Raw genomic sequence first — 22,524 nt, forward strand, 5'->3', positions numbered from 1 at the left:
ATAGCTTATAGCTTATAGCTTATAGCTTATAGCTTATAGCTTATAGCTTATAGCTTATAGCTTATAGCTTATAGCTTCTGACTCGCCGCGATGTAAAAAAGCCAGCGTTCCAGTCGCTGGCTTTTTACTACTCAAGCGTTCATTTAAAGAGCTAAACTCTGCTTGATGCGCTGTCCGTAGTCGGCATCGGCCTTGGTGAAATGCTCAACCATGGTCTGCTGCACATCGAGTGTGGTTTGACTCAGGGTGCCGCAGATGTTGCTAATCAGACGCGCCTTCTCCTCTTCGGGCAGGATGCGATACAGGTTACCCGCCTGAGAGAAATCATCCTGATTATAGCGGCTGTACCTGTCGGCCTCGCCATCGAGACGCAGTGGCGGCTCGATAAACTCAGATGTGTCACTTAGCCCTTCGATGCGCGAGTTAGGACCATAGTTTGCCGAAGCATCACCGCCGGTCTGGCTTCCATGGTAAGGACACTGAGTTCCCGCCATCGCTCCGGCCCTTTGATGGTGGTTTGCCTTGGTGCCATGAGGGCAGTTTACCGGTAGCTGGTTATAGTTAGCCCCGATACGATAACGCTGCGCATCTGCATATGCGAACAGTCTTGCCTGCAACATCTTATCCGGTGAGGCGCCGACTCCCGGAACCAGGTTACTTGGCGCTAAGGCCACCTGCTCAACCTCGGCAAAGTAATTCTCCGGCATACGATTGAGCTCCAACTCACCGATCTCGATCAGTGGGTAATCCCCATGTGGCCATACCTTAGTCAAATCAAACGGATTGATAGAGTAGGTATTTGCATCACTCTCGGGCATTATCTGTACATTCACGGACCAACGAGGAAAGTTACCGTCACTTATCGCCGCGACCATGTCTCGTTGAGATGAGTCGGGATCGATCCCCTTCAGGATATCGGCCTGCTCCGGGGTAAGGTTAGCGATCCCCTGCTTCGTCTTAAAGTGGAACTTTACCCAGAAGCGTTCACCCTTGGCATTCCAAAATGAGTAGGTGTGTGAGCCGTAACCATTCATCTGACGGTAGTTGGCCGGGATCCCGCGATCTGACATAAGCACAGTTACCTGATGCAAGGCCTCAGGGTTTAACGCCCAGAAATCCCACATGGCTTGCGGATCTTTCAGGTTTGTCTGCGGGTTTCGTTTTTGAGTATGAATAAAATCGGGGAACTTTATCCCGTCACGCAGGAAGAAGGTCGGCGTGTTATTGCCCACTATGTCGTGATTACCGCGAGCGGTATAAAAACGCAGACCAAATCCCCGGGGATCCCGCTCGGCATCGGCAGAACCCATCTCACCACCTACGGTAGAGAAGCGCACGAAGGTTTCAGTTTGCTTGCCCACCTCATTGAAGTGCTCCGCAATCGTGTAATCGCTCATATCTTTCGTCAGGGTAAAGGTGCCATAGACTCCGGTTCCCTTCGCATGAACCACTCGCTCAGGAATACGCTCACGGTTGAAGTGAGCCAATTTCTCGATCAGATGAAAATCTTGCAGCAGTACGGGGCCACGCTCTCCCGCCGTCAAAGAGTTTTGGTCATCGGCAACCGGTGCGCCATTTTGACTGGTCAGGTAGTTGGCTTGTTCTGTCATATTTTGCTTGTTCATGCTCTTCTCCAAAATCAAATCTGTTCGTTATGGCTGGTTTCAACCAACCAGTTTTCAATTACGTCGTAGATGGTAGGCATAGCCACAGCTCCTGTTATTAACCATTAGGGCCATAAACTTAAGAGTCATTATGAAAGCCGATCTCTTAAGCCCTGCCTATGTCGATGAAGGTAAGATTAATCAACCCAAGCAAAAGAGCAAAACGATTAAACCAGATAACCCTAATCGCTTTTACAGCTTAAACAGAATAAAATCAGCGAGTGCAACCTGAAGCGCAGGGGGGAAACGAATAAAATTCAAGGGGGAATAAAGGAGAAGATAAAGATAACAGTCAAGGCCCTTTCAGGCCATGATTGCCATTACTTGGTTACATTAAAAGTCAGCTATTTCGGTCTGTGCTCGTATTTGTACAGCCTTACTAAGTAGTAAATATCGATAAGCACGATAAAGAAATTAACCAGGGCTACGGGAATCGCACTGATCGCCATGCCATAGGCGACAAACAACGCCGCACCGACCAGATTCCACCAGCGTAACTTCTTAATATTCGACATCATGAGTGAGATGGCGACCACGACCGAAGCCAGATAACCCACCCATTCCCATATTGCTGCGTTATCCATACACTCTCCAGTTTTTCATTCAACTATCACTGTTTCTATTATGAACAAAAGCCTTCAATTCCGACAGGTTATTTAGATAAATAATCTGACATGGCCAACCTGAGAATACCTGCATAAATCCGAGGTGACACCTAACGTGCGACAACTGCAGCCGTCATCCTTGAGATACAACATAATTGACCGGCACCATTATGAATTAACACCTCCCACACCGAGCTTCTCTTACCCAGGTGAACCGGCTTAGCCGTTGCCGTTAAGATACCATTACGTGACGCTTTCAGGTGGTTGGCATTGATCTCCTGACCGACGCAGTAGAACTGCTCATAATCGACGACAAAGTTGGCCGCATAGCTGGCAACGGTCTCGGCGAGTACAACATTGGCTCCGCCATGAACGATCCCCAGAGGATTATGAACGTCGGGTGACGCCGGCATGGTAGCCTTCATATAATCATCGCCAATCTCTGAAATTTGAATTCCAAGAGTCTTCATCAGGGTGCCTTTTCCATGCATTCCCTCATCCATCTTTGCGCAATCTTCCAAGGTTACCGCTCTGAACCAAATCGACATCTTTACCATCATCCCATTATTATCGTGGGCAACAGTCTACTGGGTCATAAGCAAAATTTAAACAGGTGTTCGGGATTAGAGTGGCTCTCGAATACTCTTATTTTTTGAGTAGGTTCGTTGGTGACGACCGACATTAGGTGAGTATTCGAGAGCCGTAGGGCAACTTTCATGGGGGGTTAACGGCTCACATCTTAAAGATGCACAGGCCCAACAGAAGCAGGATGCAGTCCAGAAGGGCATCAGAGCGGGCCGACTCGATTCCAGAGAGTGGCGCCTGTACACCTTATTGAGTCAATACAAGCTGAGTGGTTAAACGCTAGATTGCAAACAAACTGATGAAAACTTCCATACATTTTTCATCGATGAAACTTTAAGATGGAGGCAGTGTATACAGGCTAATATCTGGAGCAAGAGGCCAAGGTCACTTTGTCTGAGGTAAATATCTTTTTTGAAGGGGAAAGCACGTTTTTAATCTGAAGTGTTCAAAATTAGTTATAAAATCAAGAGTAGTGAACACAGAACTCTTTACAAAAATAAACATAAGCAACAAAAACAGAAAGATATGCCAGCTCACCTTACCTATATAAGCATGTGAAGAATTAGCCATTCTTATCGCTAACTCAGATACTTTAGATCTGCATACTACCAAAATGTAATTTTAAAACTTAAGTAAAACGGATGTTAACCATCATTTAAATATGAACAGTCTATTACTCTTAATATCAATACTGAGTCGCCCTCTGGCTTGAAGCGCTACCTGGGATATTCCGCGTTAAAAGGTACCAAGTGCACATAAAAAAACCGCTTTCAGCAGAGACTGAAAGCGGTTTATTGGACTCAGTATTCGGCTTTAGCGAATGCGGCGACGTAAACCTAATAATGACAGCATAGCCAGGCCGAAGAAGCCTAATGAACCGCCATCATCATCTTCTTTTTCCGGTTCAACCGGTTCAACTGGGTCAACCGGAGCCGGATAACTCAGGGCTACAACCACAGGATCGTGATCCGAAGAGCTGAAAACATTTTCAGACTTAGCCAGATCGCCGGTGTACTTACCGGAATATTCAAACAAGCCAGATTCAACCGAGTTGATATGCCAGTCCTGAATGTCGACCAGTTTAGCCGCAAGACTCGCGTTACCTAGAGCGTGATCCAGGTTACCTAACTCACCGCCATAGCTATAGCTGTAAGTTTCAGGACCATGAGCCTGAGTGTTAAGGTTGATAAGGCCGTAACCTTTCTCAATCACACTTCCCTCTTGCTCATAGACTTCACCGTTAATGGTTGTCCATGATGCGGTAACAACATCTCTGTTCGACGTCGCTGCATCATAGTCGGTTAACACGCGAACAGGATCTTCCATGCCATAAGCGTTTAAGTCACCGATAACCAGCAGGTCACCTTCGATATCCTTTATAGAATCGCCGATAGCCTTAGCTGCCGATACACGGAACTCATTACACTTACCCTGAAGGTCGGCAGGATCTTTACTCTCTGAGTACTCCAACCAATCTTCAAGACAACCTGACCCTTTAGACTTGAGGTGGTTAACGACAACGGTTAGCTTCTCATCATGGATCTGGAACGTCTGACCTAAACTATAACGCTGATACTTGTCATAACTTGGGCTGGTCTCAACATCATCTCCCTCACCACGAGTCGCCACACCTTCAGCTGCGTGCTGCTCAGGTGTAGCAATAACGAATGCATCACCGGCTGGCTTCACCTTGTTAGGGCGATAAAAAATACCGACTGTGATCGCATCACTGCCGACAAACTGTCCCTGGTACTTATCGGCATCTGCCACTTCGATAAATTTATAAGCATCGACAGCCGGCAACTCGGCATTAATTGAGTTCAACAGATACTGAATCGAGCTGGATTCGCTAAAGCCGTTGTTTTCAATCTCCATCAAGCCTACGATGTCTGCATTCATCTCTTTGAGTGCGTTGACAATCTTAGTGCGCTGAAGCAGATACTCGTCAAGGGTATGCGCACCACGGCCACAACTCTTGTAGGTCTTATCCGCATCGGCCTGATCTTTACAGGTCGCATTTAATGGCCCACCAATATCACTGTCGCTGGTGAACAGGTTCAACACGTTAAAGCTGGCAACACGGATATCGCCTTTAGTCGCGATCTCTGGCGTTTCGACCCGGTCATTTTCACGGACAAAATCACCGGCAACGATCTCATTTGTTGCATATAAACGGTAGGCGTTGTAGCTGTAATTAACCATACCCTCAATGTTATTGAGCTGATCGCCGATGCGCATATAGCCGGTTTCTGCATCGAACCCCGGGAAATAGGCAATACGGCCCTTAGGCGCTGAAAGTCCCGTTTCAATTACCAGCTTATTCTTGGAATTCGCCAGTGCTAATGCCGCAGCCTCGTCAGTCCCGGCAGCATAAACCTGTGTCGCCTTGAACAGAGGTGCCTTATGGGAGAGAGACATGGTATTACCATAGCCATCATAACCATATGGGCTGGTCACCCTCATATCACTGGTAGGGTCAAGCCTAATCTTCATCCCTTCGTGACGCTCTAAGGCATCGGCCAGGGTCTCACCCTCTTCGATAACCAGAGGAGAAACAGCAGGAATTTCGGCATCTCCGGTAATGGCCAGCTTATCCTTGCTACCTACAATTTCAGTCTGCTTATAGTTCTCTTTTACTTTACCTTCGACACAAACCAGCTTACCCGGCACAACCTCTTCCGGTGCAACCTCGCCAAGCGAAACAAAGATACCATCTGAAGTGGCGGCCGAACCGTCACCCGCCACATCTTGAATGAAGAAGCCCTTCTTCTTATCCAGACGAGCCGTTACTACGCCTTTAACCACTACGGCGTCGGCAGACTCATATGGGTAAGAGGAAGATGTCAGTGGGCTATATTGGCCATCACCCTGAATATCATAGATAGCTGTGGCATCGCCTGTACAGGCATACGGCTCAACTTCGGCACCAACATATTCACCGGAGCGAACACCTAAACCATTGAAGGTATCCTTTGCAAGTTCGGTCCACTGAGCCGCATCGAACACGTCTTTAGCCGCAGTCACATCATCATTGCGTTGGAATGTTTTGTCATATCCCCAACCATCCGGTGTTGGAATAGTACCGATAACATCGACAATAACCCCATCTTTCAACAGGGCGACGGCATCACCGCCATTGAAGTACAGGTTACCTGTCATCGAGTCTACATCTGAGCCCAATGATATGGTGGCACTTGGATGAGTGATGACTTTAACAGATTTGGAAGCGATCGCCTGGCCATCCAGGGATACAAGATCTAATGATGTTTCTGCACCATCTTTGAAGCGTACCAGCTTATAACCGGCCAGATCGACGGATGCGTCACCCGTATTGTATAGCTCGATAGCCTTATTATTACTGCTACCCTCTACATATTCACTAATCATGACATCTGCGCTTGCCATCATGGGCATAGCCGCAGCAATTGACAGCGCAAGCACTGACAACTTCTTAACATTATCCATTTTTTTCAACCCCATTTTTATAATATTGCCGCTAATTTCTATTAACGTGCGCAGCGATTGTTGCAGAGTTTCATGACAAAAAAAAGAAGGGTAAATCACATTTGACGCGCATAAGCATTTGTTAAACAAGGATAAACACCCGCCAACTTATCCGTTATCAGAACAGACCCGGAGTATATTAGCTTTAGAAGATAAAAATCATAGGGTTAAGCAAGAACAGGGATGCGGCATTTCCGGATAAAGTTTGACGGTTAAATTCACAATTTTTTTATGAAACACTAAAAATAATTTACCCATCTGCGCTTAATGACCAAAACAAGCCCCAAATACCCATGAAAAACCTTTACAGAGACTTTTTAACAGATAAATATCGGAGAGGTTGAAGCGACAGGTAATCGATTTTATCAGGCAAGATCAGGGGCAAGCTTCCACTCCCCTGTCCGATACAAAGATAACCGCTCCCCAATAGATGACGACTCAAGAAACAAAAAATCCCCACTCTAACCTTTGAGTGGGGATTTTATCTCCCTAGCGTTAATGTGAAAGAACTAGCTCTGGTTACTCAACCATAGAGCCGCTTCAACTTAGCGCTAATCTATCGGCAGAATGGGTGTGATGGCTTAACCTCACACCAGCTGGCACATGTTTCTCTGAACCACGGACCTCCTTTCCCTTTGCCTTTACCTTTACCCGGCTTGTGGCATCTTGGGTAAGTCAGGGCGATGATCACCGGATCGTGATCCGAAGAGCTGAAGGCATTTTCTGATTTCAGTAAGTCACCGGTATATTTACCTGAATATTCAAACAGATTCGACTCCAGAGAGTTAATATTCCAATCTTCGATGGCCACCAGCTTATCGGCCACAACCTCATTGGCCAGGGCATGATCCAGGTTACCCAGTTCACCACTATAGCTGTAACTGAAGGTCGCAGGGCCATGGAAGAGAGTGTTGAGATTAATCAGGCCATAACCCTTGTCGATCACACTGCCTGCTTGCTCATACACCTCACCATTCAGACGGGTCCATGATGCACTTACCAGCTCACGATTTGAGTTCGATGCATCATAGTCGGTCAGCACGGCAATCGGATCTTCCAGCCCATAGGCATTCATATCACCGATAACCAGCAAGCCTCCTTCTACATCTTTCAGAGATTCACCCAGCACCTTGGCAGCCGATACACGGAATTCGTTACACTTACCCTGAAGGTCGGCCGGGTCCTTATTCTCAGAGAACTCTAACCAATCTTCCAGACAGCCGGAACCTTTAGACTTAAGATGGTTAACCACTACCGTGAGCGGCTCGCCATGGATCATAAAGGTCTGGGCCAGACTGTGACGCTGATACTTATCATAAGCAGGGCTCGTCTCGGCCTTGGCTCCTTCGCCACGAGTCGCAACACCGGCTGCGGCATGCTGCTCAGGCATGGCGATAATCCGCGCATCGACGGCAGGCTGAACCTTAGCCGGGCGATACAGAATCCCCACTGTTATGGCATCACTGCCGATAAATTCGCCCCGATACATGTCAGCCGATGCCGGCTCGATAAAGGCGTAGGCATCATCCTGTGACAATTCGGCATTAAGCGCATTTAACAGGTATTGAATCGAGCTGTGCTCACCAAAACCATTGTTTTCAATCTCCATCAGTCCAATCACATCGGCATTCATGGCCTTGATGGCATTGACTATCTTAGTACGTTGTAGTTGATAATCTTCCAGGGAATGTGCTCCACGGCCACACCCCCTGCTGGCATCGGCGTCGGCCTGATCTTTACACATTGGGTTTAACGGACCACCGATGTCACTGTCACTGGTGAACAGGTTCAATACATTGAAGCTGGCAACCCGGATATCCCCCTCATTGGCAATTTCTGGTGCATCGCTGCGCTCATTGATCCTCACAAAATCACCGGCTACAACTTCATTGGTCACTACAAGACGAGGCTCGCCATAGCTGTAGCTCACCATCCCGGTTAAATTGTTGATTTGATCGCCAATGCGGATATAACCGGTCTCGGCGTTAAACGTCGGGAAGTACGGCACTTCGCCATTTTTGGCCTTGTAGTCAGACTCGACATAGAGCTCATTGTTGCGATTAGCGTTTTGCAGTGCGATCGCCTCAGCGGAGAGAGGCGCAAAAACTTGAGTCGGCTTCATCAGGGGGGCTTTATGAGAAAGCACCATATTGTTACGACGGCTGGCATAGTCATAGCCGAAACTACGGGTAACCTTCATATCGCTGCCGACATCGAGCTGAATTTGCATCCCCTCATATCGGTTCAGGGCCTGGGTCAGGTTCTCGCCTTCGGCAACATAGAAGTTGGCAGGAGAAGGTACCAGCCCCATCTCACCTATCTCCATCTTCTTCTCTTTCTTAATATCTAACTGAGTCAGGCCATAGTAGTCTTTGACCTTACCCTGTACGCAGACCTGTACCCCGGGCTGAACCGACTCAGGCGCCGCTTCACCCAGATAAACAAACACGCCATCTGATGTGTCAGGTGAACCGTCGCCTACCACTTCCTGAAGATAGAAGCCCTTAAACAAACTCTCACCTCGGGCAGTGACCACACCGCTGATAGTCACCTCGTCTGCCGACTCATATTTTCCGGCTTCAATTAACGGGCTCTTGCGGCCTGTGCCTTGAACATCATAGATGGGGGTCAGTGTTTCACCTACACAACTAAAGGCAGGCTCGACGGGCGTACTCCCCCCACCGAAGTCACCACTGCGGGCACCTAAACCGCTAAAGGTGTTCTTGGCTTTAGTGAGCCACTGGCTCTGAACATAGTCGGCGCTGGCTAGGGTGACATCCGCTTTACGCTCCAGCGTGACATCTTTCGCCCAGTCACCTGTGGTGCCGATCTCACCCAGAATATCAACCAGGGTGCCATCTTTGATGATTCCGACCTTGTCATCTCCATTGAAGTAAATGGTTGCTAACCGGGAGTCTATGCTTGGTTCTAGACTAATGACGTTTCTCGAATCCTTGTTACTGATCACCTTAACGGCACCGGCTGCCATCGAGCCGTCCAGCTCTATGATGGTCTTAGGTGTTGTCTCGCCCTTTGAGTAGTAAACCAGTGAGTAACCGGACAGGTCGACGGCCGCCGATCCTGAATTATATATTTCAACGGCCTTACTATAGCCGGATCCCTCAACGTATTCGCTGATCAGTATGTCGGCATTCGCTACTGCCGGCACCGCCACAGCAATTGCCAGCGCCAAGGCTGACAACTTTTTAACATTACCCATTTTTTCAACCCCATTTTTATAATATTACCGCTAACTTTTGTTAACGTACGGGGCGATTGTTACAGAGTTTTATGACAAAAAAAAGAAGGGCAATCACACTTTTCAATGCATAAGTACTTGTTAAACAAGAATAAATACTCACGCATTAGCTCCTTATAAGAACGGGGCGAGAGTATATTAGCTTTATAATGTTAAAATCATGTACTTAAGCAAGAACAGGGTGGCAGCATTTTTGTATAGAATGATGCAATAAAGCTCACTGTTTTTTTATAAAATACTAAACATTATTTATTAATCTGCTACTACAGACCAAAAATAGTCAATAAATCCCTTTAAAGCGCTTTAAAAAGGCTTTTTTACAGAGATAAAAAAGACGGTTCATTACAAGGCAGCGTTAATTGACATAACCGGGAAATATTTGGAGCCAGGCTCGATCTCCTCTCCTGAAAAATGTATAAAGTTGAGGCTCCTTTCTAACAGCTCCCTTCTATGAACATAGCTCGAAATGGCTCTGGTAGGTTTGTGCCCAGCGAAGTAGTTCGACGCGGTTACGAGATTGAGTCTTTCTGAAGATAGATGAGACGTGTGCCTTTACCGTATGTTCGCTGATACATAGGTTGTCGGCTATCTCTTTATTGCGGGCACCACTGGAGACTAACTGAATGATGGTACGCTCTCTCTTAGTCAACATCTCCAACATGGATACCGTTTCCTGAGAGTATTCGTTAGCGCTATCTAGTCGCTTCACAAGATGTCGAAACATCTTGCTGATCAAGGTCCTGTCATACCATAGTTCATCGGCAACCATCTTCCGCAGACCGGTTAAGAGCAGATCCATACGTTGGTCGGCATAGAGCAGACCACGTATCCCGAGTAACAGCGCCGTTTCAGGCTCTAGCGTATCTCGATCGACCTGATATAACGCGACAGGCACATGAGGTACCAGACGAGAGGCCAATAAAGGGATCCCTTTACTGTCCAGTGCCGCACCTTCCTGTGAAATAAGGTAGAAACTATTACCGTCTCTTTCGGGTTCAAGCTCTGACACCTGTTTTACGATCCGGGTCTTTAAACCGATAGACTCCGCCAGGATCGCTAAGTGGCACGGGGCTGCAACCTGATGCAAGAACACTAATCCATCAATCTTACTCATTCACTTCTCTCCCTGAAAAGTTACCTCTGTACTGTGAAGTACGTTTCCCTACCAATCTCAATGAGGACTATTTTGAACAGTTTTAATAAGTTTGACCAGCCCAACTTGTAACAAAATGGTGAGAGGGGTTACTTTTTCGTTAAGCAACTATAAAGGCTGCTATAAAGCTCTCTGTGTCAGTTGATTGATCTGTCTGTCGTGAAGGCGTGACAATAATAGAATACTCAAAATCGCGCCCAGCAGCGCCATTCCCATATCTGATTGGGTATCCCAGACATAACCCTGGGTGCCGAGAAACGCTTCGGCATCCTCACCGGTCAGCAGGGCAACCCACCACTCTATCAGCTCATAGAAAGCCGAGAACGCCAGGGCGAAGCAGCAAGCCAGGAAGTTGCACCAGTAGCCCGGTTTTACCACCTCTCTCCTGATAAATATCTCTCTTGCCAATATAACGGGGACGAAACCTTGAGCTAAATGCCCCAATTTATCGTAATTATTTCTATCTCCATCAACAAGTTGTGATATCCAATCAAAAAGTGGGACCTCGGCATAGGTATAATGACCACCTACCATAAGGATGACACAATGGATCAATATCAGCAGGTAAGCCAAGGGGCTCATCGGGAAGCGCTCGCGGGTAATAAATAGCACAGGTAGAGCGATTAATGCCGGCAAAACCTCAAGGAACCAGGTGAACTGATCTTTTGGCCCTATAGCCGACCAGATCAGTACAGAGAAAAAAACGATGAGCCAGATGACGCGTTTATTCAAAATTGGAACCTCTTAGAACAGATTAATCATATTGTTTTATCATCAGAATAATGACTTTAGCCATCTAGCCCTCCACACTGCATAAAAAAAGTGCTATTTTGGTTGGGCATTGACAGATCATAGCTAAACTACAGCGTCATACAGGGCCCTGTATCGTGGCCGTTGTTTGGCGAAAACAAATAATATAATACCAATAACCGAAGAGGGTACCTAAATCATGGCGAAACATTCGCTGGACAAGGATAAGATCAAGATCCTGCTGTTGGAAGGCGTCCACCAATCTGCGGTAGATGTATTTGAACGTGCGGGCTACACCAATATTGAATACCACAAGGCATCACTAGGGGAGGAGGCACTCATAGCCTCCATAAAAGATGCACACTTTGTCGGTATTCGCTCTCGTACTCAGCTTTCGGAAACGGTATTGAGTCAGGCGGATAAGTTGGTCGGTATCGGCTGCTTCTGCATAGGCACCAACCAGGTAAACCTTAAAGTTGCGGAGAAGTTAGGTATACCGGTATTTAACGCGCCGTTTTCTAACACGCGAAGTGTTGCCGAGTTGGTATTGGGCGAGATAATCATGCTGCTGCGTGGTATTCCACAGCGTAATGCCATGGCACACAGAGGCGGATGGCTAAAGAGTGCCAGTGGCAGCTTCGAAGCACGTGGAAAAACCTTAGGCGTTATCGGCTACGGTCACATCGGTACCCAACTGGGGATCTTGGCTGAAACCTTAGGCATGAGAGTGATCTTCTTCGATATCGAAGATAAATTGCCACTGGGTAACGCTCAGCAGATCCACTCTATGCAGGAGTTGATGACCCTTGCCGACGTAGTCAGTTTACATGTGCCTGAGACACCACAAACAAAAGAGATGATCGGCGAAGCAGAACTGGCCTGCATGAAAAAGGGCAGCATTCTGATCAATGCTTCAAGGGGAACCGTTGTCGATATCGAGGCGCTGGCATCAGTACTAGAAGCTGAGAAGATTGCCGGCGCGGCGATCGATGTCTTCCCGGTGGAACCAAAATCAAACGATGATGAGTTTATCAGCCCACTCAGGGGCTTAGACAATGTCATCTTGACGCCGCATGTAGGTGGGAGCACGCAGGAAGCTCAGGAAAATATCGGCATCGAAGTGGCTGGAAAGTTGGCTAAATACTCAGACAACGGCTCGACCATGACGGCTGTAAACTTCCCAGAGGTATCATTGGCGCAACACAAGGATACCTCCCGATTACTGCATATTCACCATAACCAACCCGGTGTGTTAATTCAGATTAACCAAGCTTTTGCGGAGAAAGGGATCAACATCGCTGCCCAGTACCTGCAAACGACCACCGAGATCGGTTACGTTGTGATGGAAGTTGACTCGGACCAGGCCGATGAGGCATTAGAGCAGATGAAGACGATCAATGGCACCATCAGAACTCGCTTGCTTCACTCTCATTAACGCCTCCCTCGCTTCGAGCCACTCCAAGGCAAAGCTTTGGTTGTAATAGGGTAGAGATGGCGCGCTCAATTGAAAAATTGTGCGCGCCAATTATTTCAGAAACCCTCATAAGGCGTTACAATCACCCTCTCTCAACGCCTAACATTCCAGGAAAATGATATGACGACTTCAGTTTCTCAGCTCGATTGGAACTTGAATGATCCGCTTCCATCGCTTGTTTTTTCAGACCTGACCCACCTTGGACTCATGAGCATCACCGGTGAGCAGGGCCGCAGCTTCATTCACGGGCAGGTAACGACAGATATCTCGTCACTCGAAAAAGATCAATGGCGTTGGGGCGCACATTGCGATCCTAAAGGCAAGATGTGGGCCAGCTTCAGAACATTTGCCATCGAAGATACACTCTTCATGATGATGCCCACCGATACACTAGAGATAGACATGCCTCAGCTGGCTAAATATGCAGTCTTCAGCAAGGCGGAGCTTACAAATGTCAGCAATGACTGGTTGATCCTGGGCGTAGCGGGTGAGCAGGCCCAAGAGTGGGTAAATAATTACTTTGGTGAGATAGATAAAGCGGTAACCGAGATCCCGGGCGGCGCCCTGCTGAAAGACGGTTCACGCTTCATCATCGTCATCGAGAAGACGCCATCTCAGGCACTGCTAACCTCCATCAATGAGCCAATATATGACGGCAAAGTCTGGCAGATGCTCGAGATCCAATCGGGTTACCCTAACCTTGCCGCCAGCCACCAGGGCCAGTTTGTACCTCAGATGTGTAACATGCAGGCCATCGATGGGATCAGTTTCGAAAAAGGTTGCTACATGGGCCAGGAAACCGTAGCCAGAATGAAGTACCGTGGCGGTAACAAACGCGCCCTCTACATCCTCTCGGGTAACGCCTCTGAGTCTGTGACTCTGGAGAGTAAGTTAGAGCTGGCACTGGAGGATGGCTTCAAGACAACCGGTACCATTATCGAAGTCGTACAATCGGGCGAACAGCTACTGCTCACGGCCGTACTGCCAAACGACACCGAAAACACGGCGAGTCTGAGACTCGCTGGTGACGAGAGCTCTTCGCTAACCATCCAAGCTCTGCCATACTCTCTGGAAGATGACGCATAAGCTTTTTACGAGTTGCGAGTTGCGAGTTGCGAGTTGCGAGTTGCGAGTTGCGAGTTGCGAGTTGCGAGTTGCGAGTTGCGAGTTGCGAGTAAAAGATAATAGATGATGAAAGGCGCGCTAAATAAAAATTAGTGCGCTTTTTTTCCTACCTACACAGCTTTACATATATTGGCAGTACGGTTAGCTTTAAAACTTACTAATACCAATAAGTATAAGAAAGTGATCTACTCAGAGTTATTTTTGGCAAACTAATTCAAGGCGAATAGGTGATGCAATGGTGATCCCTTGTGAAGCTATTCAACGTGGAAGTAGGCAGCCAAAAACACTCCTGAAAGGCGAGTTTTAGCGCTTCTTAAGCTGCGTTAACGAGCTTAAACGTAGAATAACTATGCTCTTCACTCGTCGCCTTGCCTCAGAAGCGCTAAACTCTCGCTGAGCGATCACATCTTTATACTGATTGGTATAATCCATAATTCCTGGTGTGTTTTGAAGCAAGCAGATCTGACTACCCCACAAAAAGAGATGTTACTGTCCCGCCTCGAGGCGCAGCTCTGTGAGCTGGAACAGCTGATCAATGACATTCACAGCCGTGGCGCACCGGTACAGCTCGACCAACAAGCTGTCGGACGGGTATCACGCATGGATGCCATACAGCAGCAACAGATGGCTCAAGCCAACGAAGCTCAGGCTCATCGTCAAATCCTGCGTATCAAAGAGATCCTTCTCACCCCCGATGATTATGGGTTCTGCTACGAATGCGGTGAGAGTATCGGCATAGGCAGACTCACCATTCACCCTGCAGCAAAACTCTGCATTCAATGCCAGGGAGAACTGGAGCAGGCATAAGTTCAGAGATAGTTAATATTCTTAATCATCAAGTCACTAGCTTCAATTATTAGACTTTATCAAGACCCGCAACTATTCTCATATTAGTCAACCTGAGAATCGGTTCTGCTGATGCGCTTCCTATATTTAGTCCTTGTATTGTTGGTAACGACTCGAATATTTGCCGTTATCGCCAAACGCCTGAAACTACCGCCAATCGTTGGTGAGTTGGTGTCGGGAATAGCGCTCGGTTATTTTCTTTATCACTTTCAACACCTGTTTCCGCTGCTATGGGAGGTAACCCAGGGAGAAGCATTTGAGGCCCTTGCCGATCTCGGCATGTTCTTCCTTATGCTGCTAGCCGGTGTACGCATGAGCCCGCTGGACTTTAAAAAGACATCCAGTTCGGCGCCGGCAGTAGCTGTGGGCGGCATGCTGGTGCCCATCATTTGCGGTACCCTATTAGGACTGATGTTCTTCCCTGAATCTCCCTTTAAGATGGTTCAGAGTTGGTTCCTGGGCACAGCCCTGGCCATCACAGCAGTGCCGGTGACCATCCGTATGCTGATGGAGTTTAATAAGTTGGATACGGCAGAGGGTAAAACCATTGTCGCGGCAGCGCTGTGGGACGATCTGTTGAGCCTGTTTATTCTCGCCTTCCTGCTCGCCACCATAAAAAATGGCGGTGCTTTAGATTTTACCCCTGCTCTTTGGCTGCCACTGCTGGGCAAAGTGATCCTCTTCTTTACGATCACCATACCTGTCGGATACTACCTGTTTCCGATTGTAGGCCGCCATCTCAAGGAGACGGAGCTCCCCGACATCGATTTCAGTATGCTGTTGATCGCCGCCCTGGGATACGCGGTACTCGCTGAGATGCTGGATCTGCACTTTATTATCGGTGCCTTTGTCGCAGGGATGTTTTTCCACCCCGAAGTGGTAGAACGAGATATCTATGATCGCGTAGATGAGCAAACTTCGGGTATCACCTCCGGGTTTCTCGCACCCATTTTTTTCGTGTCGATAGGGTTTCACCTGGACCTGAGTGCCCTCGCATCGATACCCGGATTTGTTATTCTGCTTATCGTTGTCGCCCTGTTAAGTAAGCTGATAGGAGCCGGTCTGTGTGCGCGTGTTACCGGTCACGATACTCAGGAATCGCTGCGCATAGGCGTGGCCATGAGTGGCCGTGGGGCGGTCGAGATCGTCTTGGCCGGGGTTGCCTTGCGAGCCGGGCTGTTCAACCACCCGGAACCAACACCTTTGATCATCACCGGACTGTTTTCCGCCATCGTCATCATGGCAATTGTAACCAGCATAGTGACTCCGCTGATATTGGCATTTCTGATCCGCTATCAGGAGAGGAGCGAGCCATAAATGAGCTGAGCTTAACCTCTCATAGAGAGTAAAAGCCTACAGGGTGCTGGACTCCTGATTGACCTTGTTCAGCAGTTGCTTCATCTCATCGCTTTCCCAGTCATACTCTCCTACGACTCTGGCGGCGATATACCCCCTGCGATCTATGATATAACTGATGGGTACGGCAAATACTCCCCAGTCATCACTGGCTGTCTTATCTTCATCGGCCAACATAGGCAGGTTGAACCCCGAGCTCTGCTGGAAGGCTTTTACATCATGCAGGGACTCTCCAACGGCTACCGCCACCACGTTTAACCCCTGACCTTTTAACTCGTTATGAAGCCCTGATAGAGATGGCATCTCCTTAATACATGGCCCACACCAACTGGACCAGAAATTAACAATCCGTACCTCGCCCTTATCCCTGCTCAGGCTGTAGGCCTCTCCTTGAAGGTCGTTGAGGTGCAGCTTAGGTGCCATCTGCCGTGACTTAGGCTCATAGAGTTTAACCTTTTTCGCCGATGCCATCGCATGACCAGCCGGAGCCATAGACATCACCATAAGCGCCGCCGAAGCGATAAATGGTCTGTTCTTAATAAACTTTTTAATATGTTGTCTCATCAACACACCCTATCCGGCCATAGCCAACTTCATAAACCTCTTAATAATCACCTTAGCCAGTCACAATAGCCAGGGCTAAGGTTAAAGGTGAGAACTGAACCCTACCTGATTATCAACCATCAGCGTTATGCATAGACTCCCACTCGTTGATAGCTTCATCGACCATAGCCGGTGACCAGATAACCTTACCGTTTATCATTAGCTCATCGACCATAATGACTCTTAGCTTCTCATTGACTTTACCTCTCACCGTCGCCAGCTCCAGGGCGTAGCGGGCAGCAGTAATACGTGGAACATTAGACAGGAAGTAATAACTTCCATCTTGTTGCTGTAGTACAAATGCTGATTCCAGTTGAAGGTGGGGATCCAGTTTGCTCAGCGGACAGGTATGTCCTGAATGAGCACAGGTGTGACCGTTTATCTTCCCTGAAACTGTTTCCATTTTAGCCGAAACAACCGCTGAGGCCGACGATAAAGCTATGGCCAACAGAGCTGTCATAAGACCTTTAGTAATAGTGAACATAATATTTACCTCTGATTTAAGGAGCCCGAATAATCAAGCAACTTAAACAGGCCCCATACTTAAACGTAGCAGAGTAAATGATAATCAACCACATTTAGGATTGAGGTAATTCTCCCAACACATTTACATTAGAGGTTAAATTATTAGTATTTTATTAATTAAGGATATTGTTTGTATTTGATAGCGAAGCAGTCAACAAGATAGCTCCGCTGCCGGGTCATATAAGGCTCTTACATATACTCAGACAAGCGATTAATAATGCTCGATAACCGCAAAACATCACCTCCAGTTTCATCACTGCCGTTTCAAGCTCTAAATAAATCGTTCCATATACAAACAATCAGTAGAAACTGAGTTATGCTAAACCAGCCAAAGCACAAGGAAAGCGGTATGACCGAGCAGATTGTTCAACTTAAAGGGATCACTAAAGCCTTTATCGATGGAGGGCAACGCCATCGGGTGCTCGATAATCTGCACCTGACACTCAACAGAGGAGAGACCGTGGCCCTTACAGGTGCCAGTGGCAGTGGCAAGAGCACTCTGCTCAACCTTATAGCCGGGTTTGAGCATCCCGATACAGGAGAGCTCTTCCTGCTCGACGACAACACGTCTGATTGGCAAGACAGGCACTGGAGCCTTTTTCGCCACCAACAGCTGGGGGTCGTCTTCCAGCAGTTCAATCTGCTGACGCCGCTTAACGTCAGAGACAACATCGCCTTCCCCTTGAGGCTGAACCGTAAACCCTGGAGTGCTTGGTGCGATAAACTCATCGACAGCCTGGGACTCTGTCCCCTGATGGATCGACACGTCGATGCACTCTCCGGCGGACAACAGCAGAGGGTTGCCATCGCCAGAGCCCTGGCCCACCAGCCTGCACTACTGCTTGCCGATGAACCTACCGGGAACCTTGATCAAAGTGCCAGCCTGGAGGTGATGTCACTACTGAAAACCTTAGCGGCCGAGCATGAAACCACGGTGCTGATGGTCACCCACTCTGCCGAGTGTGCTGGTTTCATGGGAAGGCGCTGGCATCTGGAACAGGGGCGTATCCATGAGTAGGCAACAACTATTGAGTTGTTGGCTATGTTTATCAACCTTTGCGGCACACTATCGCCAATCTCCGCTGCAGGCAGGCTCAATACTAACCGGCATAATTCTCGCGGTTACGCTTCTCATCGGTGTCCGCGCCACCAATGAAAGCGCGATAGCCAGTTATGGCGATGTCACCGAGCTACTGAGTCAACAGGCCGGTTACTCCATTGTTCCAACCGCAGGCAATCAACGACTCGATGAATCTCTCTACTTTGACCTGAGGGCCCGGGGGATCAGTAATGCGCTTGCCGTAGTTCAGGGAGTATTAACCGATCAAGATAATCGCCGCTGGCAGGTACAGGGCAGCGATCTTATTGCGGCGCTCACCGCGCTATCGAATCATGTTGACACCAATGATGCTTTATCAAATAACACACAAGCCGACCTTAGGCCTTCACTGCTGAAAAATGAACTCCCGCTTGCGGCCCTGATAGGGGGGGCCCCCATAGTGCTGATGAGTCAAAGTCAGGCTAAGCGGTTTTCCACTGAAGCGAGTTTTAGCCTCAACGGCGTGAAGCTTGAGATCATTAGTGTCGACGACTCAATGAATCTGGGCAACCGTCTGCTGATGGATATCTCTCTGGCTCAGTCGCTGCTGGGGCGCCAGGGAAAGCTGAGCTACATCGCACTCTTTGGCGACATCAACAAAAACAGATCCCGGATAGAAGCACTGGTTGATGGCAGAGGGAGGCTGAACGAGCGAGACAGAGGAGAAAGCATGACGGCCCTGACCGACAGCTTTCATCTTAATCTCAGTGCCATGAGCCTGCTGGCCTTTGTAGTAGGCCTGTTTATCGCTTATAACGGCGTGCGCTACAGCCTGTTAAAGAGGCAGAGGTTGCTCACTCAGATGCAGCAACAGGGCATAGCCAAAACTCCTCTGATGCTCGCCCTATGTTTTGAACTACTGATACTGGTCATAATTGGGTCAATACTGGGGTTCGTTTCAGGCTTGCAGCTCAGCCACTGGTTACAGCCCATGGTATCAGTCACTCTGGAGCAGCTCTATGGTGCCAATATCCTACCGGGCAGGTGGCAGTGGAGCTGGCTGCTACAAGCTATGGCACTGACCTTTATCGCCGCCCTGCTCGCCTGTGCTTCACTACTTTTCGAGCTTATCAGGCAACCCTTAGGACGTAACAGCAACACATACAGCCGGACAAGCAGCGCCGTAAAGACGCAGAAGACTCAGATCATAGTCGCACTCTTTCTGGCTCTCCTTGCGGCGAGCCTGATGCCGGTTAGTCGTGATTATCGCATCACCATGTCTCTACTCGGCTTGGTCGTGATAGCCATCCCGCTGGCACTGCCATGGTGCCTCTCACAGCTGATTAGCTGGCTTAACCTGCTCGCCCCCAAGGGGCTTGTCGGCTACCAGATTGCCGAAACGAAGGAGTTACTGCCGCCACTTTCTCTGGCCATGATGGCTATGTTGCTGGCTCTGACGGCCAATATATCGATGAATACCTTAGTCGGCAGTTTCGAGCTCACCCTGAAGAACTGGCTGGATGCGAGGCTCCATGCCGAACTCTACCTGCGACCCGGCGATGCAGAGATGCAAGCGGTGATTACCGAACTGGAGGCTAACCCTAAAATCGACACCGTCTATAAACAGTGGAATCTGATTAGTGAGGTTTCAAACCACCCCGCCTACCTGCTGACACGGGATCCGGTATCGATAAAACGCACCACAGTGCTGAAGAGTTCGGCCGATCAGCTTTGGCCGAAGTTCTTCGCGGGCAAATATCTGCTGATGAGCGAACCTCTGGCACTCAAGCTTAGGCTGGAGTTAGGCGACAACGTTACTATTGAGGCACTCGGTGATGCAAATTTTACCCTGGGCGGGATCTATTTCGATTACGGTAACCCCTATGGTGAGGTCATCCTGGCTCCCCGGGTATGGCAAGAGTCAGGATTTAGCGAGGTACCGACCAGCCTTGGATTAGCCACAGGTGAAGATATCGAGACGCTGAGACTCGAATTACAGCAGAGATTCTCCCTCAGTGACAGCCAGCTCTACAGTCAGGCGAGAATAAAACAACAGGCGATAGCCATGTTTAAACGCACCTTCTCCATCACTCAGGTACTCAATAGCCTCACCCTGCTTGTCGCCGCCGTTGGCCTGTTCAGTGCCTGCTTCCTGCTTACCCAGGCACGCATGGCACCTATGGCACGACTCTACAGTTTGGGAGTATCCAGACGGCAGCTGGCTATCATGGTTTTCAGCCAGATGTGGCTCATAGTGTTATTAACTTGCCTTGTCGCCCTACCAACCGGAGTGATACTCGGTTACCTGCTTATCCACAAGGTCACCCTGCAGGCATTTGGTTGGAGCATAGATATGGTGTGGGATTGGCATGCCTATGGCAGGGTAGTACTGCTTGCGCTGTTGGCAACCACCATAGCCATCGCTCTGCCCCTGTTTAAACTGATCCGAAAACCTCTTATCTCCAGCCTACAGAGCGACCTCTTATGAGATATCTACCAGCTCACCCACCATCAATAACCTCCGCTGGCTTAAGATTAGCTATCTTCGGCTCCGCTTTTTTGCTGACGGCATGTTCAGATCCTAACTCAGCGGATAGCAAAGGGGTCGATACCAGATCTATGGGAGGTCTGCTGGGTGGCAGGAGTGAAGGTTATACTCCTGTATTACCGGGAAGGCGCATCACCTTCCCCGCCGATCATCAATCCCACGAAGGATTTCGCCAGGAGTGGTGGTACCTGACAGCCAACCTGAAGAGTGAACAGGGAAAGCCTTTGGGACTGCAGTGGACTCAATTTCGCGTAGCACTGGCTCCTCCCGGTTCAAGTTCAAACCATAGAGATACAACCAGAGGCTGGGCCACAGATCAGCTCTATATGGCTCACAGCGCGGTTACCACCGAAACAAGTCATCTCGCCACGGAGCGCTGGTCCAGAGCCCATCCTCAACTAGCTGGGGTGGAAAGCTCCCCCTTTACCGTTAAGCTCGACAACTGGCTGTGGCAGTCTCAGGATGAGGAGCTCTTCCCGGCAACTCTCACTGTGAGTGACGATCAGTTTTCCTATCAACTCAGGCTTTCCACTCACGCTCCTTATCAGCTTCAGGGCGAAGAAGGGTTCAGCATCAAGAGCCCCGATGGTTCGGTGGCGTCTTACTACTACAGCCAGCCCTTTATTGAGGTTGAAGGCTGGGTTACGACCGGGGGAGAAAACGGGGAGGGAGTGATCCAGAGGCAAAAGGTAAGCGGCGAGGCATGGCTGGACAGGGAGTGGAGTTCACAGTTTCTGACCTCTTCTCAGCAAGGTTGGGATTGGTTCTCCCTCAGGTTGGATGATGGCTCGGCATTGATGTTATTCCAACTCAGAGGAGTAGAGAATTTTTACAGTGCCAGACGCATGTTCGACGATGGCAGTGGTCATAATATTGACCCGACAATGGTAGAGATGGCCGTCATCGACTGGCACCAGATAGGTGGTGTTCGTTACCCCGTTAGCTGGAAGATAAGGATCCCCCCCGAGAAGATTGATATCACGACCCACTCCCTAAACCCAGGTGCAAATATGCTGCTAAGCGTCAGCTACTGGGAGGGGCCCATTAACATTCAGGGGAGCCACAATGGCGAGGGCTACATGGAGCTCACCGGCTATTAATCACACGGAATAAAATAGAACCTTATTGAGGAGAAAATCGGAAACTCCCCTCTACATCTCAGCAAAGGCATACCACAGTAGTGGTAGCAGGTCAAAACCTCAATCGAGAATAATTATCAATACAATTAACGCTTCAGTACCAAAGAGTTAATCCTTGTTTCAAGTAATATCCCCCTGTCTAAATAAGGGCTTTCTGAAACAGATATCTATTCCTAAATCTGAGACATTGATCACATATAAAAATATGATCTCGATCTACTAATACCCCTAATACCTCTTGTTGGGTATACCCACATTTTTTATGAGGTCTAGACTCGATATTAACTTTGGCAGGTAGCTCTCCTAAAGCTGTCCCCCCCCATAGCGCTACCTGCCACTTCTTCGATTA

Annotated in this window: 17 protein-coding genes; 8 read left to right on the plus strand and 9 right to left on the minus strand. The window is 48.6% G+C overall.

What is annotated here, in order from left to right; genetic code table 11:
* Positions 1–143: 143 nt before the first annotated feature.
* Entirely contained in the window at positions 144–1,610 is a 1,467-nt protein-coding gene (gene katB, locus Q1B47_RS19430) for a catalase KatB (RefSeq protein ID WP_299797699.1), read from the minus strand.
* Positions 1,611–1,755: 145 nt separating this feature from the next.
* Here katB and Q1B47_RS19435 point away from each other — a divergent pair, with 145 nt between their 5' ends.
* The gene (locus Q1B47_RS19435) at positions 1,756–1,896 is read left to right on the plus strand and encodes a hypothetical protein (RefSeq protein ID WP_299797569.1); all 141 of its coding nucleotides are present in this window, start codon (positions 1,756–1,758) and stop codon (positions 1,894–1,896) included.
* A 112-nt stretch (positions 1,897–2,008) separates the two neighbouring features.
* Here Q1B47_RS19435 and Q1B47_RS19440 read toward each other — a convergent pair whose 3' ends face one another.
* From Q1B47_RS19440 to Q1B47_RS19465, 6 genes are all read right to left on the minus strand, one after another.
* Entirely contained in the window at positions 2,009–2,248 is a 240-nt protein-coding gene (locus Q1B47_RS19440; protein ID WP_299797572.1) for a hypothetical protein, read from the minus strand.
* A gap of 131 nt (positions 2,249–2,379) precedes the next feature.
* A complete protein-coding gene (locus Q1B47_RS19445) occupies positions 2,380–2,817 on the minus strand; it encodes a PaaI family thioesterase (protein WP_012144276.1) in 438 nt (145 codons plus the stop codon).
* A gap of 850 nt (positions 2,818–3,667) precedes the next feature.
* Positions 3,668–6,319 (minus strand): extracellular exonuclease ExeM, encoded by a 2,652-nt coding sequence (exeM, locus tag Q1B47_RS19450; protein ID WP_299797577.1) that lies wholly within the window; start codon positions 6,317–6,319, stop codon positions 3,668–3,670.
* 595 nt (positions 6,320–6,914) lie between these two features.
* Entirely contained in the window at positions 6,915–9,578 is a 2,664-nt protein-coding gene (gene exeM, locus Q1B47_RS19455; RefSeq protein WP_299797580.1) for an extracellular exonuclease ExeM, read from the minus strand.
* Between the two features lie 487 nt (positions 9,579–10,065).
* Positions 10,066–10,731 carry a response regulator transcription factor gene (locus Q1B47_RS19460; RefSeq protein ID WP_299797583.1) on the minus strand — a complete coding sequence of 222 codons (666 nt, stop codon included), beginning with the start codon at positions 10,729–10,731 and terminating at the stop codon, positions 10,066–10,068.
* A 159-nt stretch (positions 10,732–10,890) separates the two neighbouring features.
* Positions 10,891–11,502, minus strand: a complete 612-nt coding sequence (locus tag Q1B47_RS19465; protein ID WP_299797586.1) for a DUF2238 domain-containing protein — start codon at positions 11,500–11,502, stop codon at positions 10,891–10,893.
* Between the two features lie 217 nt (positions 11,503–11,719).
* Here Q1B47_RS19465 and serA point away from each other — a divergent pair, with 217 nt between their 5' ends.
* The 4 genes from serA (at position 11,720) to Q1B47_RS19485 (ending at position 16,282) form a co-directional block, all read left to right on the plus strand.
* Complete coding sequence (gene serA, locus Q1B47_RS19470; protein ID WP_299797588.1) at positions 11,720–12,955, plus strand: phosphoglycerate dehydrogenase; 1,236 nt, start codon at positions 11,720–11,722, stop codon at positions 12,953–12,955.
* Positions 12,956–13,114: 159 nt separating this feature from the next.
* Positions 13,115–14,080, plus strand: coding sequence for a tRNA-modifying protein YgfZ (ygfZ, locus tag Q1B47_RS19475; RefSeq protein ID WP_299797590.1), 966 nt, complete (start codon positions 13,115–13,117; stop codon positions 14,078–14,080).
* A 486-nt stretch (positions 14,081–14,566) separates the two neighbouring features.
* Entirely contained in the window at positions 14,567–14,926 is a 360-nt protein-coding gene (locus Q1B47_RS19480; RefSeq protein WP_299797592.1) for a TraR/DksA C4-type zinc finger protein, read from the plus strand.
* Between the two features lie 111 nt (positions 14,927–15,037).
* The gene (locus Q1B47_RS19485) at positions 15,038–16,282 is read left to right on the plus strand and encodes a cation:proton antiporter (RefSeq protein WP_299797595.1); all 1,245 of its coding nucleotides are present in this window, start codon (positions 15,038–15,040) and stop codon (positions 16,280–16,282) included.
* A 36-nt stretch (positions 16,283–16,318) separates the two neighbouring features.
* On the opposite strand, the gene Q1B47_RS19490 is transcribed toward Q1B47_RS19485, so the two are convergent.
* Both Q1B47_RS19490 and Q1B47_RS19495 read right to left on the minus strand, forming a co-directional pair.
* Complete coding sequence (locus Q1B47_RS19490) at positions 16,319–16,885, minus strand: TlpA disulfide reductase family protein (RefSeq protein ID WP_299797598.1); 567 nt, start codon at positions 16,883–16,885, stop codon at positions 16,319–16,321.
* Positions 16,886–16,997: 112 nt separating this feature from the next.
* Positions 16,998–17,408 carry a hypothetical protein gene (locus Q1B47_RS19495; protein ID WP_299797601.1) on the minus strand — a complete coding sequence of 137 codons (411 nt, stop codon included), beginning with the start codon at positions 17,406–17,408 and terminating at the stop codon, positions 16,998–17,000.
* A gap of 390 nt (positions 17,409–17,798) precedes the next feature.
* Between Q1B47_RS19495 and Q1B47_RS19500 the strand changes: the two genes are divergently transcribed.
* Genes Q1B47_RS19500 through Q1B47_RS19510 form a run of 3 tightly spaced genes read left to right on the plus strand, consistent with a single transcriptional unit; the run spans position 17,799 to position 22,136 of the window.
* Positions 17,799–18,467 carry an ABC transporter ATP-binding protein gene (locus Q1B47_RS19500; protein ID WP_299797605.1) on the plus strand — a complete coding sequence of 223 codons (669 nt, stop codon included), beginning with the start codon at positions 17,799–17,801 and terminating at the stop codon, positions 18,465–18,467.
* Positions 18,460–20,976: an ABC transporter permease gene (locus tag Q1B47_RS19505; protein ID WP_299797608.1), complete on the plus strand. Its 2,517-nt coding sequence runs from the start codon at positions 18,460–18,462 to the stop codon at positions 20,974–20,976. Before Q1B47_RS19500 ends, Q1B47_RS19505 begins: the two co-directional genes overlap by 8 nt.
* On the plus strand, positions 20,973–22,136 hold the full coding sequence (locus tag Q1B47_RS19510) for a lipocalin-like domain-containing protein (protein WP_299797611.1): 1,164 nt from the start codon (positions 20,973–20,975) through the stop codon (positions 22,134–22,136). The genes Q1B47_RS19505 and Q1B47_RS19510 overlap by 4 nt, the downstream gene beginning before the upstream one ends.
* Positions 22,137–22,524 lie beyond the last annotated feature (388 nt).

This window comes from uncultured Shewanella sp. (assembly GCF_947501225.1).
Classification (GTDB): Bacteria; Pseudomonadota; Gammaproteobacteria; order Enterobacterales; family Shewanellaceae; genus Shewanella.